The following is a 16,595-nucleotide window of genomic DNA, read 5'->3' as shown; positions in this document are numbered from 1 at the left end:
CCATGCTAGCCCCGGCCTGCAGGCACGCACAAGCCTCTTTGTATACATAAGACAGAATATTCGCCCAAATCAGTGGCACACACTGGGCAGGCAGCCCTTCTGTGTATACACTGATGACGTCAACCAACGAAGGAGGCAGGGATGCGCGCCAGCGACAAGGCCTACGCGGCCCTCCGCGACGACATCATCGAATGGCGCCTCCTGCCCGGGACGGTGCTCGCAGAAGTGGAGCAGTCCGAGCGGCTCGGCGTCTCACGGACTCCCCTGCGGGAGGCCCTGAGCCGGCTTACCGCAGAGGGACTGACGACGACGTCGGGCAGTCGCGGCGTCGTCGTTACCGATATTTCGCTGGAGGACATCGACGAGCTCTTCGAGCTCCGGGAAACCCTCGAAGGAAAGGCTGCGGCCCTCGCCGCAGAGCGCGGCGACGCCGCCACTTTCGAACAGCTCCGGCTCGAGCTGCTCAAGGCACCGGAGCTGATCAGCGGCAGCGACCCCGCCCGCCACGCCTACTACGACCTCGTGGGACGACTCGACGAGGCCATTGACGCAGCGATCTCCAACGCCTACCTGGCCCAGGCGATGCGCAGCCTGCGCGTGCACCTGGTCCGGGTCCGCCGGCTGGCTGCCGACGACGCGCAGCGGCTTACCGCCGCTGCCGCCGAGCACGCCGCCATTGCAGAAGCTATTGCCGCACGGAATCCCCGGCTAGCCCAGGCGGCCACCACCCTCCACCTGCACCGAAGTCTTTCCCACGTCAAAGTTGCGCATACACCTCACTAAAAGGAGCACCATGGTCAAGGAACACCACGTCCGCGTTTACAAGAGCGAGGAAAACCTGCCCCGCGAGGACCAGCTCGCGTACAAGATCGCGAAGGTTGCCGCCGATCCGGTCGCCGTTACCGACGAGGTCACCGACATGGTGATCAACCGCGTGATCGACAACGCCTCGGTGGCCATTGCCTCCCTGAACCGCGCCCCGATCGTGGCAGCGCGCGCCCAGGCCCTGACGCACGGACCCACCACCGGCGGCCAGGGCTCCAAGGTCTTCGGCATCGAAGAGCGCGTATCCCCTGAGTGGGCCGCCTGGGCCAACGGCGTGGCTGTCCGCGAGCTCGACTACCACGACACCTTCCTGGCAGCGGACTACTCCCACCCGGGCGACAACATCCCGCCCCTCCTGGCCGTCGCCCAGCACGTGGGCTCCAGCGGGCAAGACCTGGTCCGCGGCATCGCCACCGGCTACGAAATCCAGGTGAACCTGGTCAAGGCCATCTGCCTGCACAAGCACAAGATCGACCATGTGGCCCACCTCGGCCCGTCCGCCGCTGCCGGCATCGGCACCCTGCTGGGCCTCGATGTGGAGACCATCTTCCAGTCCGTGGGCCAGGCGCTGCACACCACCACGGCAACCCGCCAGTCCCGGAAGGGCGAGATCTCCACCTGGAAGGCCCACGCCCCGGCCTTCGCCGGGAAGATGGCCGTCGAGGCGGTGGACCGCTCCATGCGCGGCCAGACGTCCCCCGTCCCGATCTATGAAGGTGAAGACGGCGTCATCGCCTGGATGCTGGACGGCCCCGAGGCCTCCTACATGGTGCCGCTGCCCACGCCCGGTGAGGCCAAGCGCGCCATCCTGGACACGTACACGAAGGAACACTCCGCCGAATACCAGGCGCAGGCGTGGATCGACCTGGCTCGCAAGATCCACGGCGAACACCCCGAGGTCACCGACCCCGCCAACGTGAAGTCCGTGCTGATCAAAACCAGCCACCACACCCACTACGTGATCGGCTCGGGCGCGAACGATCCCCAGAAGTACAGCCCCACGGCCAGCCGCGAAACACTGGACCACTCGATCCCGTACATCTTCACCGTCGCACTGCAGGACGGCGCCTGGCACCACGTGGACTCCTACGCCCCGGAGCGCGCAGCCCGGCCGGACACCGTTGACCTGTGGCATAAGGTCACCACGGTCGAGGACCCGGAATGGACCCGCCGCTACCACTCCCTGGACATCGCGGAGAAGGCCTTCGGCGGTTCCGTGGAGATCACCCTGTCCGACGGCACGGTCATCCGGGACGAGATCGCCGTCGCCGACGCCCACCCGCTGGGAGCCCGGCCGTTCGCACGGGAACAGTACGTCAACAAGTTCCGAACCCTCGCGGCCGGACTGGTGGCGGAAGACGAGATCGAACGGTTCCTCGCTGCAGCAGCCCGGCTCCCGGAACTGGCTGCCGGGGAGCTGGACCAGCTCAACATCAAGGCAGCCGACGGCGTGATCGACCTCGCCGCCGCCCCGAAGGGACTCTTCTGATGCTGTACTCGAAGGTCACGCCGGAACAGAAACGGGTCCGTTTCCGCGAGCTCCTGGCCTCGGGGACCATCCAGCAGTTCCCCGGCGCGTTCAACCCGCTGTCGGCGAGGCTGATCGAGGAGAAAGGCTTCGCCGGAGTCTACATTTCCGGCGCGGTACTGGCCAACGACCTTGGCCTGCCGGACATCGGGCTGACCACGCTCACCGAGGTCGCCACGCGGGCCGGGCAGATCGCCCGCATGACCGACCTGCCCTCCATCGTCGACGCCGACACCGGCTTCGGCGAGCCCATGAACGTTGCCCGCAGCGTCCAGGAACTCGAAAACGCCGGCTTGGCCGGCTGCCACATCGAGGACCAGTTCAACCCGAAGAGGTGCGGCCACCTCGACGGTAAGAACGTGGTGGACCTGGACACTGCCACCAAGCGCATCCGCGCCGCGGCGGACGCGCGGCGCGACCCGAACTTCCTCATCATGGCCCGGACGGACATCCGTGCCACGGAAGGGCTGGAAGCGGCACAGGAACGCGCCAAGGCACTCGTCGAGGCCGGGGCGGACGCCATCTTCCCGGAGGCCATGAAGGATCTCAGCGAATTCCAAGCCATCCGTGATGCAGTGGATGTACCGATCCTGGCCAACATGACCGAGTTCGGCAAAAGCGATCTGTTCACGGTCGACCAGCTCCAGGGCGTCGGCGTGAACATGGTCATCTATCCGGTCACGCTGCTCCGTAGTGCCATGGGCGCCGCGGAGCGTACTCTGGAATCGATCAGGTCCGACGGCACCCAGGAGGCACAGGTAGGAAACATGCTGACCCGTGCGCGGCTGTACGACCTCGTTGACTACGAAGCCTACAACCGCTTTGACACCGGAGTCTTCAATTTCAAGGTTCCAGGTACGCACTGACCCCAACCATCCCGGACTTCCGGCTTCGGCCGGCATACAGGCACAAGGAACGAAGGAGTTTCAGCATGGCTGAAAATGAGATCAAAAAGGGCCTCGCCGGCGTCGTGGTGGACTACACCGCGGTGTCCAAGGTCAATTCAGACACGAACTCGCTGCTCTACCGCGGCTACCCGGTCCAGGAACTGGCCGCCAGGTGCAGCTTCGAGGAAGTGGCCTACCTGCTCTGGAACGGCGAACTGCCCACGCCGGAGCAGCTGGCCGAGTTCACGGCAAAGGAACGCGCCGGACGTCCGCTGGATCCGGTGGTCAAACAGGTGATCGACACCCTGCCCACCACCTCCCACCCGATGGATGTCTGCCGGACGGCAGCATCGGTCATGGGCGCACGGCACCCGCTCGCCGAGGACTCCTCCCGCGAAGCCAACCTGGCCAAGGCCATGGATCTGTTCGCCGCGATGCCCGCCGTCGTGGCCTACGACCAGCGCCGCCGCCACGGCCTGGACCTGGTTGAGCCCCGCGACGATCTGGGTTACGACGCCAATTTCCTCTGGATGACGTTCGGCGAGGAGGCCGTCCCCGAAGTAGTCGACGCATTCAATGTCTCAATGATTTTGTACGCCGAGCACTCCTTCAACGCCTCCACGTTCACGGCCCGCGTGATCACGTCCACGCTGTCGGACCTGCATTCGGCCGTGACCGGCGCCATCGGCGCTCTCAAGGGAACGCTCCACGGCGGCGCCAACGAAGCCGTGATGCACACCTTTGACGAGATCGGCATCCGGCCGGAGGAATCCCTGGAGGACGCCGCCGCCCGGGCCAAGGCCTGGATGGAGGACGCCCTGGCCCAGAAGAAGAAGGTCATGGGCTTCGGCCACCGCGTCTACAAGCACGGCGACTCGCGCGTCCCCACCATGAAGGCCGCCCTGGACAAAATGATCGCCCACTACGGCCGGCCGGAACTCCTGGGTCTCTACAACGGGCTGGAGACCGCCATGGACGAGGCCAAGGGAATCAAGCCGAACCTCGACTACCCCACCGGACCCACCTACCACCTCATGGGCTTCGACACCGACACCTTCACTCCCCTGTTCGTTGCCAGCCGCATCACCGGCTGGACCGCGCACATCATGGAACAGCTCGACGCAAACTCCCTCATCCGACCGTTGAGCGAGTACAACGGCGAGGACGAACGGCACCTTTCGTAACACTGTTTTCGGTTAGCACAGCACGTTCGGCGGCGGGCCGGTCACCTTCGCAGGTGGCCGGCCCGCCGTCGTAATGCGTTGCTGTTCACCACGACCAGGAACCTCACCCCGGGAGCAGCGGCCGGTTACAGATTGCGCAATACACTCACCGAAGACGCCACCGTTTCGTTGTCGGGGTTGAGGGTGACCACGATGTCCACTGTGCCGCCTTCCAGGACCGGCGGTAGCCAGTGGTCGGCGTCCTGCCACATGCGATCCACAGGCAGCTCAAGCACATCAAACCACCTGGGCGCGATCTCCAGGCTTTCGGACGGCTCCCCCTCCCAGCGGCGGGTTGTAAACAGGGTGGTATGCATGTTCCATTCGGGGCGGGCGGGAAATACGAACTCCACGACGCCGGCCGGGCGCAGGTCCCGCTCCAGCACCGTCACGCCGGCCTCTTCCTCGACTTCCCGGCAGGCGGCTTCTGCGTGGCTTTCCCCCGGCTCCACATGACCGCCCAGCCCAACGATCTTTCCAAGGCCGAATCCGGTCTTTTTGAGGCCGAGGAGGACCTCCGTTCCACCGCCTCGACGATCGCGGAGCAGGAAGCAGAGGGTGACTGGGGTCGAGGTCATGGCAACCAGACTAACCCGGGATTTCAGCCAAGCGCCCGCGGATGGGCCGCGGCGTAAATCTCCCGCAGGGTATCGGCCGTCACCAGCGTGTAGACCTGCGTGGTGGTGACCGAGGCGTGTCCCAGGAGTTCCTGGACCACCCGGACATCCGCGCCGCCCTCCAGCAGGTGCGTGGCGAACGAATGCCGAAGGGTGTGCGGGGAAACGTCCTTGGTGATGCTGGCCTTGTCCGCTGCTGCTTTGAGGATGGTCCACGCGCTTTGCCTGCTGATGCGGCCGCCACGGGCGTTCAGGAACAGCGCCGGCGTACCCTTGCCCTTGGCAGCGAGCAGCGGCCGCCCGCGCACCAGGTACGCGTCAAGGGCACGTGCGCCGTAGGATCCCAGGGGAACCAGGCGTTCCTTGGACCCCTTGCCGAACAGCCTGACGATCGCCGGGCCGGACTCTTCCGGCTGCAGCGAAATATCGTCGACATCCAGGCCCACTGCCTCACTGATGCGTGCGCCGGTGGAGTAGAGGAATTCCAGCAGGGCCCTGTCCCTCAGGCCCGTTGCGGTGTCTGTGCCGGCCGCTTCGAGGATCCTTGTGACCTCGTCGACGCTGATGGCCTTGGGCAGCCGCTTGCCGGGCATCGGGGGGTGGACATCGCTGGCGGGATCCGCCGTCGTGATCCCTTCCAGGGCCCAGAACTTGTGCAGGCCACGGACCGCCACCACGGTCCGTGCAGCGGACCTGACGCCGAGGGCCGTCCCGCCGTCGGAGCCGTCGGAGAGTGCCTGCACAAACCCGGTGACGTGACGGCGGGTGACCTCTCCGGGGTGCCCAGCGCCGTTGGTCGCAAGGTAGTTTGCGTAGCGGGCCAGGTCCCGGCGGTAGGCGGAAAGCGTGTTCGCCGCGAGCCCACGTTCGACACCCATGTGCTGGAGATAGTCGTTGACGGCGCGGTCTATGGCATTGCGGGGCCGGTCAGGCTGGGTGTTCGCAGGTGTGGCTATCGAAGCCGGGGCAACGGGACGTTCCGCCAGTGCGTGCTCGGCACCGGCACGTTCCGGCGCGGGAGTGACGGTGCTGCCCATCAGCGCTGGCTGGGATGTGCAGGCCAGGGGGCGTTTGCCGGACGCAGATGTTCGAAGCCGTCGGCGCGGGCAGCCGCTGCGGCAAGAATGCCGACGACGGCGGACGGGTTGTGCAGCCGGCCCTCCAGGACGGCAGCAACTGCTTGGTCCAACGGCGTCCAGTGCAGTTCGATCTCCGCTTCCTCATCCGTGCGGACGTGGAGTTCATGACCGGGCACATCGCTCAGCTCCCGGGCCAGGTAGATGCGGATCGCTTCGCTCGAGGATCCCGGTGAGTTGAAGAAATCCACCAGTACGTTCCAGGTCCCGGCAACCAGGTCCGCTTCCTCGGCAAGCTCGCGCGCAGCGCCCACCACGAAGTCCTCGCCCTCGATATCCAGCAGCCCGGCCGGGATCTCCCAGAGGTCCATACCCACCGGATGCCGGTACTGCTTCATCAGGAGCACCTCGCCGGCGTCGTTCATCGGCAGGACCGCCACCGCGCCCGGGTGGTCGATGTAGTCCCGGACCAGTTCGTCGCCGTGCTCGCTGAGCTGGAAGCTATCGCTGACGACGTCCCAGATGCGGCCTTCGTACACCTTCCGGGACGACAAAAGACGGCGCGGGCTCGGCGCATCCGAAACCTGCCGTGCAGCATTGGGGGTTTCAGGCATACCGGGCATCGCGCCGTCCTTTGATTTAGTTGGTGTTTACTTGGCCGAGACCTTGCGGGCAGCGCCGCTGGTTTCAGCCGGTGCTGCCGCAGTGGACGTTTCCGCACTGTTGGCGGCGGGAAGAAGGTCCCCGCCCTTCTGGTGATCCAGGGCGGCCTTGACCAGGCCCGCGAACAGCGGGTGCGGCCGGGTGGGCCGGGAGCTGAGCTCGGGGTGCGCCTGCGTGGCCACGTAGTACGGGTGGACTTCACGGGGAAGCTCCACGTACTCCACGAGCTTGCCGTCGGGGGACGTTCCGGAGAACACGAGTCCCTTCGATGCAATCTGGTCGCGGTACTTGTTGTTCACTTCGTAGCGGTGACGGTGCCGTTCGCTCACCTTGGTGGTGCCGTAGGTTTCGGCAATGACCGAACCTTCGTCCAGCTTGGCCTCGTAGAGTCCAAGGCGCATGGTTCCGCCAAGGTCACCCTTGCCCTCGACGATGTCCAGCTGCTCTTCCATGGTGGCGATCACCGGGTACTTGGAGTCCGGTTCAAATTCGCTGGACGATGCGCCCTCGAGGCCCACCACGTTCCGGGCGTATTCGATGACCATGCACTGGAGGCCCAGGCACAGGCCCAGGACGGGCAGCTTGGTTTCACGGGCGAACTTCAGCGCACCGAGCTTGCCTTCAAGGCCGCGGATGCCGAACCCGCCGGGAACGCAGATGGCGTCCACGCCGGAGAGCGAGTTGACCGCACCCTCGTGGGTTTCGCACTCGTCGGAGGGGACCCAGCGGATCTTGACCTTCGTGTCGTTGGCGAAGCCGCCGGCGCGCAGTGCCTCGGTGACCGACAGGTAGGCGTCCGGAAGGTCGATGTACTTGCCGACCAACGCGATTTCAACTTCGTGCTTGGGGTTGTGAACTGCTTCGAGCAGCTTGTCCCAGCTGGTCCAGTCAACGTCCTTGAACGGAAGGTCCAGGGCACGGACGATGTAGGAATCCAGGCCCTGGGTGTGCAGGGTCTTGGGGATGTCGTAGATGCTCGGGGCATCCGGGCAGCCGATGACAGCGTCGATGTCGACGTCACACATGCGGCCGATCTTGTCCCGCATGGGCTGCGGGACTTCGCGATCCGAACGGATCACGATCGCCTCCGGCTGGATGCCGATGGAGCGCAGCGCGGCAACGGAGTGCTGCGTTGGCTTGGTTTTCAGTTCCTGCGACGGGCCGATGTACGGCACGAGGGAAACGTGGAGGAAGAAGACATTTCCGCGGCCGATGTCCTGGCGGACCTGGCGGGCGGATTCGAGGAACGGCTGCGACTCGATGTCGCCGACGGTGCCGCCGATCTCGGTGATGATCACGTCCGGGGCGTTCTTGCCCTCGGCCGGCAGGCGCATCCTGCGCTTGATTTCATCGGTGATGTGCGGAATGACCTGGACGGTGTCGCCGAGGTACTCGCCGCGGCGTTCCTTGGCGATAACCGTGGAGTACACCTGGCCGGTGGTGACGTTGGCCGAACCTTCGAGATTCTCATCGAGGAAGCGCTCGTAGTGGCCGACGTCGAGGTCCGTTTCGGCGCCGTCGTCAGTCACAAAGACTTCGCCGTGCTGGAAGGGGTTCATCGTGCCCGGATCCACGTTCAGGTAAGGATCGAGCTTTTGCATAGTTACAGACAAACCGCGTGCCCGCAGCAAGTGTCCGAGGCTCGAAGCCGTCAGTCCCTTGCCTAGCGAGGACGCCACACCACCGGTGACGAAGATGTGTTTGGTCGTCTTGGACGAGCCCGGGAACCGGGAATTTACACGGGAATTTGATCGCTGCACCACGGAATTCGAGCCTATCATCAAATGAGCCTTCCACGGGTCGAAAATCGGATTCCCCAAATGCTTCAGTCTCCCGTGCCGTCCCCCTACGATCAAGGGGTGACCACCGAGGATCTGTCCGGCGAAACCCCGGAACACCCGCAGGACCTGGCCCGGGCGGGATCCAGCCCGGTCTTCAGGTCCCTGGCGCTCGACTCGATCCCGGTCCCGGACTACGCCGATGTGATTGTTGTCCCAGTACCGGCGGGGCGCCCTTCCGATCCGCGGATCTGGGCGGAGACGCTCTTCTCGCCCCAGTCAATGCCGGCATGGGTGACAGCCCTGATGGGCCTGCGCCAGGCCCTGGTTGGCCTGGTCGGGATCAACAGGGCGCGGGCCGGGGTCTTCGACGTCGCCGGGGTCCGCGGCGAGGAGGCGCTGATCAGCGTCGACGACACGCACCTGGATTTCCGCTGCGGAGTCGCTTACGACGCGGGCGCCCGGCTGTTGCGTGTCACCACGGCCGTGCGCCTGAAGGGCTGGCGGGGAAGGCTGTACTTCGCGCCCGTCCGCTTGCTGCATCCGCTGGTGGTGCACTCGATGATGGTCCGGGCGGCGGCCCGCCTGCACGAACCCCGGGCCTGAAGCAGCCGGGCCTGAAGCAGCCGGGCCCGAAGCAGCCAGGCCTGAAGCAGCTAGGCCCGCTGCGGCAGCAGCTTGGCGTCGTCGAGCAGCTCCTGTGCGTGGGCCTGCGCCGATTCGGAGTCCTCCTGGCCGGCCAGCATCCGGGCGAGCTCCTTGACCCTTTCGGGACCATCAAGCAGCCGCACGTCGCTGGAGGTGAACCCGGTGGCGGTGCCGCCGTCGGCCCCCCTGACCGATGTCTTGGTGACGGTGATGTGCTGGTCCGCGAACGCGGCGACCTGGGGCAGGTGCGTGACCACCAGGACCTGCACATGCTGCGCAAGCATGGCCAGCCGGCGGCCGATCTCGACGGCGGCCCGCCCGCCCACGCCGGCGTCCACTTCGTCGAACACAAAGGTGGGCACCGGATCCACTGCGGCGAGCACCACCTCGATGGCCAGCATCACGCGGGAAAGCTCGCCACCGGAGGCTCCCTTGCCCAGCGGCCGGGCCGGCGCACCGGAGTGTGGCTGGAGCAGGAACGAGATCTCGTCCGCGCCGTACGGCATCAGCTGGCCGGCGGGCTCGATGGTGATCACCAGGGTCGCGTCGGCCATGGCCAGCGCCTTCAGTTCGGCGCTGACCCGTGCAGAGAGATCTTTGGCGGCCTTACCCCTAACCTTGCTGATGGCGGCGGCCTGCTTCTTCAGCTCTGCCTCGGTCCGGGCGACTTCCGCGTCCAGCGCCTCGATCCGGGTGGAATCGTCCTGCAGTTCGTCGAACCGGACGCGAGCGTTCTCGGCCCACACCAGGACCTCGTCGATGCTGGGGGCGTACTTGCGGACCAGTTTGGCCAGGGCGGCCCGCCGGTCCTCGATTTCCGCGAGCCGCTCCGGACCCTCTGAATCCAGCCCGGCCTGGTAGCTCGCCAGTTCCGTTGCGATGTCGTTCAGCAGGAAGCCCACCTCGGCCAGGCGGGCGGCTGCCGCGCCGAGTTCGGCGTCGTGCTCGGCCACATGTTCCAAGGTCCGTTTCGCCGCGTCCACCAGGGTGGTGGCGTCACCCTCGTCACCGTAGTCCTCCGCAATGAGCGCCTGGTGCGCGGTGTTCGCCGCAATCCTGAGTTCTTCGACGTTGGCCAGTTTCACGGCCTCCGCCTTCAGGGACTCGTCCTCGCCCGGCTGCGGGTCCACCTCATCGATTTCAGCCAGCGCGATCTCCAGCGACTCTGCTTCCCGCAGCCTGTCACGAGCCGCGCCACGCAGCGTGTCCAGCTCCGCCTGGCTGGCTTTCCAGTGGCTGTACAGGGCCTGGTATGCACCCAGCGGGCCGGCCAGGGCGTCACCGGCAAACTTGTCCAAGGCCCCGCGCTGGGCAAGCGCCCCCTTCAGCCTGATCTGGTCCGACTGGCCATGGACCACCACCAGGCTTTCGCCGATCTCCGCAAGGACCCCCACGGGGGCAGCGCGGCCGCCAAGGTAGGCACGGCTGCGTCCGTCCGCACCCAGCCGTCGGGCAAGGATCAGTTCAGCGCCGCCGTCGAACTCCTCCACCTCGGCACCCGCCTCCAGCGCTCGTACGACTGCAGCGTGGCCGGCGTCGAGCTTGAGCACGGCCTCCGCGGAGGCGCTTTTCGCGCCGCTCCGCACGGCGCCCGCATCCGACCGGGCACCCAACAGGAGTCCGACGGCGGTGACCACCATGGTCTTGCCGGCGCCCGTTTCGCCGGTCACCACGCTGAGGCCGGGGCCGAGCGGGAGGGTTGCGTCAGTGATGACGCCGAGGTCGCGGATTCTCAGTTCTTCAAGCATGATTCACTTCGCAGTCGTCGGATCAGTCTCGGACGTCCCGGCGCGCCGGGGACCCGCAGGCGGCACCATGGGCCTGGGGGTACGGATGATGGGTACGGGCCCGGTATGGACGGACTCTGCCTGGGGCATGGGTCCGCGCCAGCCGTGGATGGGGAGCTGGAATTTACGGACCAGCCTCGCCGAAAACGGTGTCTGGTGCGTCCGCGCGAGCCGCACAGGTGTGGCCGAGCGGGTCACTTCGACGCGGGCGCCCGGGGGCAGGTCAACGGAACGGCGGCCGTCACACCACAGCACACCTTGGGCATCGGTCCGGTTGAGGACCTCCACGGCCAGCCTGGAGCGGGGCGAAACCACCAGCGGTTTGGCGAACAGCGCGTGGGCGCTGATGGGAACAATCACCAGGGCCTCAACTTCCGGCCACACCACCGGGCCGCCGGCGGAGAAGGCATAAGCGGTTGAACCGGTGGGCGTTGCCATCACCACGCCGTCGCAGCCGAATGACGAAAGCGGGCGCTCATCGACTTCGGTGACCACCTCAAGCATCCGTTCGCGGTTGCCCTTCTCGATGGCGGCCTCGTTCAGGGCCCACGTGTGCCAGATTTTCTGTCCCCTGACCCAGACCTGGACGTCGATGGTCATCCGTTCTTCCACCGTGTAATCGCGGCTCGCGATCCATTCGACGGTCTGGGCAAGGTCGGCCCTTTCGCTTTCGGCGAGGAAACCCACATGCCCAAGGTTGACGCCCAGAAGAGGAACGTCCACTTCCCTGACGAGTTCGGCGGCGCGGAGGATGGTGCCATCCCCGCCGAGGACCATGACCAGTTCGACGTCGGGCAGCTGGATATGGTCGTGGAGGATCTCCACGGGGTCTTCGAGCCTGCCGAAAAGCCCCTCCATGTCCTCGAGCTCGGATTTTTGCATCACCGGGACAATGCCTGAGGCATGCAGCTGGATGCACGCCTCCCAGGCAGCCTTCAGTGATTCCTCGCGGCCGGTGTGGGCAAGGACCAGTACACGCCTGCTCATCGGGTTCCGCTTTCTAGTGGTTCGGCCAGATTGTTCCGAGCAACGCAGCAACGGCTGCGTCCCGCTCTTCGATCTTAGGCAAGTCTGTGGTGATCCTGCGCTTTATCCACAGGAAGTATTCGACGTTTCCGTCCTGGCCCGGTAGCGGGCTTGCCGCGAGGCCATGCAGATCCAGTCCGGCGTCCAGCGCCGCATTAGCGACTTTCTCCACCGCCATCCGGCGTTCACGCTCGGAATTCACCACGCCGGTGCGGCCCAGGCGGTCCTTGCCGATCTCAAACTGCGGCTTCACCATCAGCACCAGGTCGCCGCCGGGATGTGTGCATGCCGCGAGCGGCTCCAGGACCAGGGTCAGCGAGATGAACGACAGGTCAGCAACGGTCAGCGCGGCCGGACCGCCGATCTCATCCGGCGTCACGTAGCGCACGTTCAGGCCTTCGTGCACCGACACGCGTGCGTCGTTCCTGAGCTGGGGAACCAGCTGGCCATGCCCGACGTCGACAGCAACCACGTGTTCCGCGCCGCGCCTGAGCAGGACCTCCGTGAAGCCGCCGGTAGAGGCACCGGCGTCCAGGCAGCGCTTTCCTTCCGCGATGACTGCCGGGAATGCATCCAGCGCCCCGGCCAGTTTGTAGCCGGCCCTGCTGACGTATGTATCCTGCCCGTCGTCGGCAATTTCCAGGGGCGTGAGGTCATCCACCTGCGTCGAGGCCTTCGCGAGAACTGTGCCGTCCGAGCTGACCTTGCCTTCGGCAATCAGGCGCGCGGCATGGGTGCGGGATCTCGCCAGTCCCCGGGTGACGAGCATTTGGTCAAGCCTTGCCATCCTCAGGCGTCACCCGCAGCCGACGGGTCGTCGTCGTTCAGTGCGTCGAGCAGTGCATCGTGAAGTGCCGAGTAGGCGTCCGCGTGCCCGCCAACGGGCAGACCCGGAATGTCGGCCAGGCGGTCCAGGACAGCAGCGACTGAAACGTCTTCGACGGCAGCCATCCTGTGGCCGGCCGATCCGCCGTTGCCGGCCGGCGTTGCAGGCCAGCTGACCCCAGCCGGATCGGAGTCCGTTTCCGGAAAGTTGTTCAGCTCGGTCATGTTCCCAGTCTAGTGAGTCGGCCTAGTGCGTCAGCCACTCGATGGCCGGCGCCAGAGGAGCGTCTGCCTGCGGATTGGCTGTCCACCACGCAGAGCAGGCCGCACGCCACGCGTCCAGGTCGCCCGGAACTCCGCTGATGTGGACTGCTTCGCCCCGCACGACGGCGGAGGCCTCACCGCAACGGAAGGTGCCGCCGTCGTGCTCCTCGACGGCCGGGTACGGGCGGTACAGATCGCTGAGGTCATTGATGAGGTAGTCAGGCCGCTCGGCCGTGCGGGCGGCAAGGATGGACTCGCGCGTGTCGACGCCGGTGAGCACCGCCACTGTGGCGAACCCGGCATTGTTCCCGCCGAGGATGTCGGTGTCCAGCCTGTCGCCCACGACGAGGGGTCGCTCGGAAGCGAGCCTCTTGGCGGCGGTTCGGAACAGCGGAGCCTCGGGTTTTCCGGCAACGAGTGGGCGCTGTCCGGTGGCTGCTGCAACGGCAGCCACCAGGGTTCCGTTGCCCGGAGCGATGCCGCGGGCCTGCGGGATGGACATGTCCGTGTTGGTGGCCACCCAGAGCGCGCCGCCGGCGATGACGTACGAGGCTTCGGAGAGGTCTTTCCAGCCGATTTCGGGATTGAATCCCTGGACCACCGCCACCGGATTGTCCTTGGCGCTGTGCACCGGGGTCAGCCCCACCAACTCCACCTCATGCGCCAGCGCCGGGCTGCCCGTTACCAGGACCCGTGCCCCTGCCGGAAGGAGACCGGCCAGCAGCTCACCGGCAGCCTGCGAAGAGCTGACCACCTGCTCGTCTTCAGCAGGGGCGCCAAGCTCCCGCAAATGCGCCGCCACCTGCGCGGGAGTCCGTGACGCGTTGTTGGTCACGTAGCCAAGCCCGACGTCGATTCCCGCCAGCTGGCGGAGCGCCTCAACGGCACCGGGAATGGCGTGGGGGCCGGCATAGACAACACCGTCAAGGTCGGACAGCAGGGCATCGAACCTTGAGATCAATGAATCAGCGCTCATGCGCAGTTATTCCCTCTCGCGGTCCGGCTGTGCGGAATCGTCGTTGCTGTCGCCTTCGTCGGTGGTGCCGGCTTCCGCGTCGCCGCGGGCCTCGAACTCGTCTTCCTCCGCGGAGTCTTCGTCAGATTCAGCGTCGTCGGACTCGAAGTAATCCGATTCGGCGTCGTCGTTGCCTTCATCGAGGGCGGCTGCATCTGATGCGGCGGCCTCGGCAACTGCTGCCTGGGTTGCGTCCTGAACGGTCGCAGCGGGGGCCGGAGCGCTGTCAGCCTTCTGCTGGGAAAGCAGACGGCGCCGCGCTTCCTCTTCGCGGGCTTCCTCTTCCTCGTCCCAGCCGAGGTCGATGATGTCGGGTTCCTCGTCGGCTCCGAGGCCGAGCGCGTTCTCCGCAACAACGGCCTGGCGCTGCCACTTGTCGGCTTCCTGTTCGCGGCCAACAGCTGCCAGGGCATCTGCATAGGCGCGGAAGAGCCGCGGGCTGTAGGAGAAGGCCCGGTTAATGTCCAGCTGCGCGATTTCCAGTTCGGCCACAGCAGCATCGAGCTGGCCAAGGTCCGTGCGGGCTCCGGCGGCCACGATGGCCAGTTCAACCTTGCCGGGCGCGTCGAGGTCATTGGCTTCCTCGGACCGTGCGACATCGAGGGCACGGTCGGGACGGCCGAGGCCCCGCTCGCAGTCGGCCATGACAGGCAGGTGCACGTTGGAGCCGCTGATCCGTCGGTAGGTGCGGAATTCCCGCAGGGCTTCCCCGTAGTGGCCCGCGGCGTAGGCTGTCAGGCCCACGGCTTCACGGACAGCAGACAGGCGTCCGCCACGGCGGCTGGCAGCCAGCGCGTGCTGGAATGCAAGTTCCGGTTCCTCGTCTATGAGGCGCCCGGCCATGACCAGGTGCCGTGCAACCCATTCCGCGCTCTTGGCTTCGAGGGTTTTGATCTCGTGCTTGGTTGCACGGTCCAGTTCCTGGCCCGTGACGTCTTCGTCGATCTCGGGAGAGCGCTCACGGTCCGGCCGGTTGGCGCTGCGCAGGTCGCGCGCGTTCGGTACGCGGGTGGGACGGTCCTCGGGACGGTCGCGGCCGAACTCGCGGGGGCCGGAGTCGCCACGGTCAAAACTCCGGGGAGCCCGTTCCTGGCGGTCGCCGAAAGGCTTGCGGTTGTCACCGCCGCCAAAGCTGCGGCGTTCGCCGTCGCCCTCGCGGCGCGGACGGTCGCCATACGGCTTACGGTCGCGGTCGCCCGCACCAAAGCTGCGACGCTCCCCACCCTCACGGGACGGACGCTCACCGAACGGCTTACGGTCGCGGTCGCCCGCACCAAAGCTGCGACGCTCCCCACCCTCACGGGACGGACGGTCGCCAAACGGCTTACGATCACGGTCGCCGGCACCAAAGCTGCGACGCTCCCCACCCTCACGGGACGGACGCTCACCGAACGGCTTACGGTCACGATCGCCGGCACCAAAGCTGCGACGCTCCCCACCCTCACGGGACGGACGCTCACCGAACGGCTTACGGTCACGATCGCCCGCACCGAAGCTGCGACGCTCCCCACCCTCACGGGACGGACGCTCACCGAACGGCTTACGGTCACGATCGCCCGCACCAAAGCTGCGACGCTCCCCACCCTCACGGGCCGGACGCTCGCCGAACGGCTTACGGTCACGATCGCCCGCACCGAAGCTGCGACGCTCCCCACCCTCACGGGACGGACGCTCGCCGAACGGCTTACGATCACGATCGCCCGCACCGAAGCTGCGACGCTCTCCACCACCCTCACGGGCCGGACGCTCGCCGCGGTCATCCTTGGCACGGAATCCGCGGGGATCCCCGCCTGAATTATTTGACGCCCGGAACGGGCCGCCACCTGAAGGCCGACCCCCTCCGTGGCTGCCGCGATCTTTTCCGCTGCGATTTCCGCCGTTGTGCTCAGCCATGTTGGATTCCTCCTGTTGTGAGCTGACCACTGGCGCAATCGCAGCCGCTCTTATCCGTGTTTCGTTTTCCTACGCAACCCGAAATAAAGCGCTTCCAAGTCCGTACATCTCATGCAATTCTAGGCGAGTCGCCGCTCACGAACTAACTGTCCCGGCCTCGCAAGGGACTCTCGTGTCAAGCGTCACAGGCACAGCAGGCCCAAGGCACTGGGGCGCCAGTCAGCCTGCGGCCGGGCGGTCGCTCTTGGGGACACGGGCATTGTTGCTCTCATATGCAACTGAGAAACGGTGCCTGGGTTCCGCGCGAAATCCAAGGGCAACGCTCTCTCACTTCCGGGGTGAAATTCGTGGATGCTCTCTCACTTCCTGGGTGAAATTCACCGATGCTCTCTCACTTTGTGCTGAATTACGACGGCGGTGTGGGGCTTGGGTGCCGCTGCCGGCCTTTGCGGGAAGTGAGAGAGGGTCTGCCCGGAGCGTGCAGGAAGTGCGAGAGCGTCTCGGTTTTCACTGCATGAAGTGCAGAGCGTCCGCCCGGGA

16 protein-coding genes are annotated in these 16,595 nt (G+C 66.2%); 6 read left to right on the top strand and 10 right to left on the bottom strand.

Going from position 1 to position 16,595, the window contains the following annotated elements:
* The first annotated feature begins 141 nt into the window (after positions 1 to 141).
* From J2S97_RS16020 to J2S97_RS16005, 4 genes are all read left to right on the top strand, one after another.
* On the top strand, positions 142 to 783 hold the full coding sequence (locus J2S97_RS16020) for a GntR family transcriptional regulator (protein WP_307050948.1): 642 nt from the start codon (positions 142 to 144) through the stop codon (positions 781 to 783).
* Positions 784 to 793: 10 nt separating this feature from the next.
* Positions 794 to 2,314: an MmgE/PrpD family protein gene (locus tag J2S97_RS16015; protein ID WP_307050947.1), complete on the top strand. Its 1,521-nt coding sequence runs from the start codon at positions 794 to 796 to the stop codon at positions 2,312 to 2,314.
* Positions 2,314 to 3,219: a methylisocitrate lyase gene (gene prpB, locus J2S97_RS16010; RefSeq protein WP_307050946.1), complete on the top strand. Its 906-nt coding sequence runs from the start codon at positions 2,314 to 2,316 to the stop codon at positions 3,217 to 3,219. The genes J2S97_RS16015 and prpB overlap by 1 nt, the downstream gene beginning before the upstream one ends.
* Positions 3,220 to 3,284: 65 nt before the next feature.
* Positions 3,285 to 4,424, top strand: coding sequence for a bifunctional 2-methylcitrate synthase/citrate synthase (locus tag J2S97_RS16005; RefSeq protein WP_307050945.1), 1,140 nt, complete (start codon positions 3,285 to 3,287; stop codon positions 4,422 to 4,424).
* A 125-nt stretch (positions 4,425 to 4,549) separates the two neighbouring features.
* Here J2S97_RS16005 and J2S97_RS16000 read toward each other — a convergent pair whose 3' ends face one another.
* The 4 genes from J2S97_RS16000 to J2S97_RS15985 are packed head-to-tail and all read right to left on the bottom strand — an operon-like array spanning position 4,550 to position 8,600.
* Entirely contained in the window at positions 4,550 to 5,041 is a 492-nt protein-coding gene (locus J2S97_RS16000; protein WP_307050944.1) for an 8-oxo-dGTP diphosphatase, read from the bottom strand.
* A 23-nt stretch (positions 5,042 to 5,064) separates the two neighbouring features.
* A complete protein-coding gene (gene xerD / locus J2S97_RS15995; protein ID WP_307050943.1) occupies positions 5,065 to 6,117 on the bottom strand; it encodes a site-specific tyrosine recombinase XerD in 1,053 nt (350 codons plus the stop codon).
* On the bottom strand, positions 6,117 to 6,779 hold the full coding sequence (locus J2S97_RS15990; RefSeq protein WP_307050942.1) for an NUDIX domain-containing protein: 663 nt from the start codon (positions 6,777 to 6,779) through the stop codon (positions 6,117 to 6,119). Before J2S97_RS15990 ends, xerD begins: the two co-directional genes overlap by 1 nt.
* Before the next feature lie 27 nt (positions 6,780 to 6,806).
* Positions 6,807 to 8,600, bottom strand: a complete 1,794-nt coding sequence (locus J2S97_RS15985; RefSeq protein WP_307050941.1) for a CTP synthase — start codon at positions 8,598 to 8,600, stop codon at positions 6,807 to 6,809.
* 78 nt (positions 8,601 to 8,678) lie between these two features.
* Between J2S97_RS15985 and J2S97_RS15980 the strand changes: the two genes are divergently transcribed.
* The gene (locus J2S97_RS15980) at positions 8,679 to 9,203 is read left to right on the top strand and encodes a DUF2867 domain-containing protein (protein ID WP_307050940.1); all 525 of its coding nucleotides are present in this window, start codon (positions 8,679 to 8,681) and stop codon (positions 9,201 to 9,203) included.
* 50 nt (positions 9,204 to 9,253) lie between these two features.
* On the opposite strand, the gene recN is transcribed toward J2S97_RS15980, so the two are convergent.
* The 6 genes from recN to J2S97_RS15950 are packed head-to-tail and all read right to left on the bottom strand — an operon-like array spanning position 9,254 to position 15,005.
* The gene (gene recN / locus J2S97_RS15975) at positions 9,254 to 10,993 is read right to left on the bottom strand and encodes a DNA repair protein RecN (RefSeq protein WP_307050939.1); all 1,740 of its coding nucleotides are present in this window, start codon (positions 10,991 to 10,993) and stop codon (positions 9,254 to 9,256) included.
* Positions 10,994 to 10,996: 3 nt separating this feature from the next.
* A complete protein-coding gene (locus J2S97_RS15970) occupies positions 10,997 to 12,019 on the bottom strand; it encodes an NAD kinase (RefSeq protein WP_307050938.1) in 1,023 nt (340 codons plus the stop codon).
* A gap of 13 nt (positions 12,020 to 12,032) precedes the next feature.
* Positions 12,033 to 12,845 (bottom strand): TlyA family RNA methyltransferase, encoded by an 813-nt coding sequence (locus tag J2S97_RS15965; RefSeq protein ID WP_307050937.1) that lies wholly within the window; start codon positions 12,843 to 12,845, stop codon positions 12,033 to 12,035.
* Positions 12,846 to 12,847: 2 nt separating this feature from the next.
* Positions 12,848 to 13,108, bottom strand: coding sequence for a hypothetical protein (locus tag J2S97_RS15960; RefSeq protein ID WP_307050936.1), 261 nt, complete (start codon positions 13,106 to 13,108; stop codon positions 12,848 to 12,850).
* Between the two features lie 22 nt (positions 13,109 to 13,130).
* Complete coding sequence (locus J2S97_RS15955; RefSeq protein ID WP_307050935.1) at positions 13,131 to 14,123, bottom strand: HAD-IIA family hydrolase; 993 nt, start codon at positions 14,121 to 14,123, stop codon at positions 13,131 to 13,133.
* Between the two features lie 6 nt (positions 14,124 to 14,129).
* A complete protein-coding gene (locus tag J2S97_RS15950) occupies positions 14,130 to 15,005 on the bottom strand; it encodes a hypothetical protein (protein WP_307050934.1) in 876 nt (291 codons plus the stop codon).
* A 54-nt stretch (positions 15,006 to 15,059) separates the two neighbouring features.
* Between J2S97_RS15950 and J2S97_RS15945 the strand changes: the two genes are divergently transcribed.
* Entirely contained in the window at positions 15,060 to 15,956 is an 897-nt protein-coding gene (locus tag J2S97_RS15945) for a hypothetical protein (RefSeq protein WP_307050933.1), read from the top strand.
* The last annotated feature ends 639 nt before the right edge of the window (positions 15,957 to 16,595 follow it).

Source organism: Arthrobacter oryzae (assembly GCF_030812315.1).
In the GTDB taxonomy this organism is placed as follows: Bacteria; Actinomycetota; Actinomycetes; order Actinomycetales; family Micrococcaceae; genus Arthrobacter; species Arthrobacter oryzae_B.
This window is presented reverse-complemented; position numbering and strand designations above follow the sequence as displayed.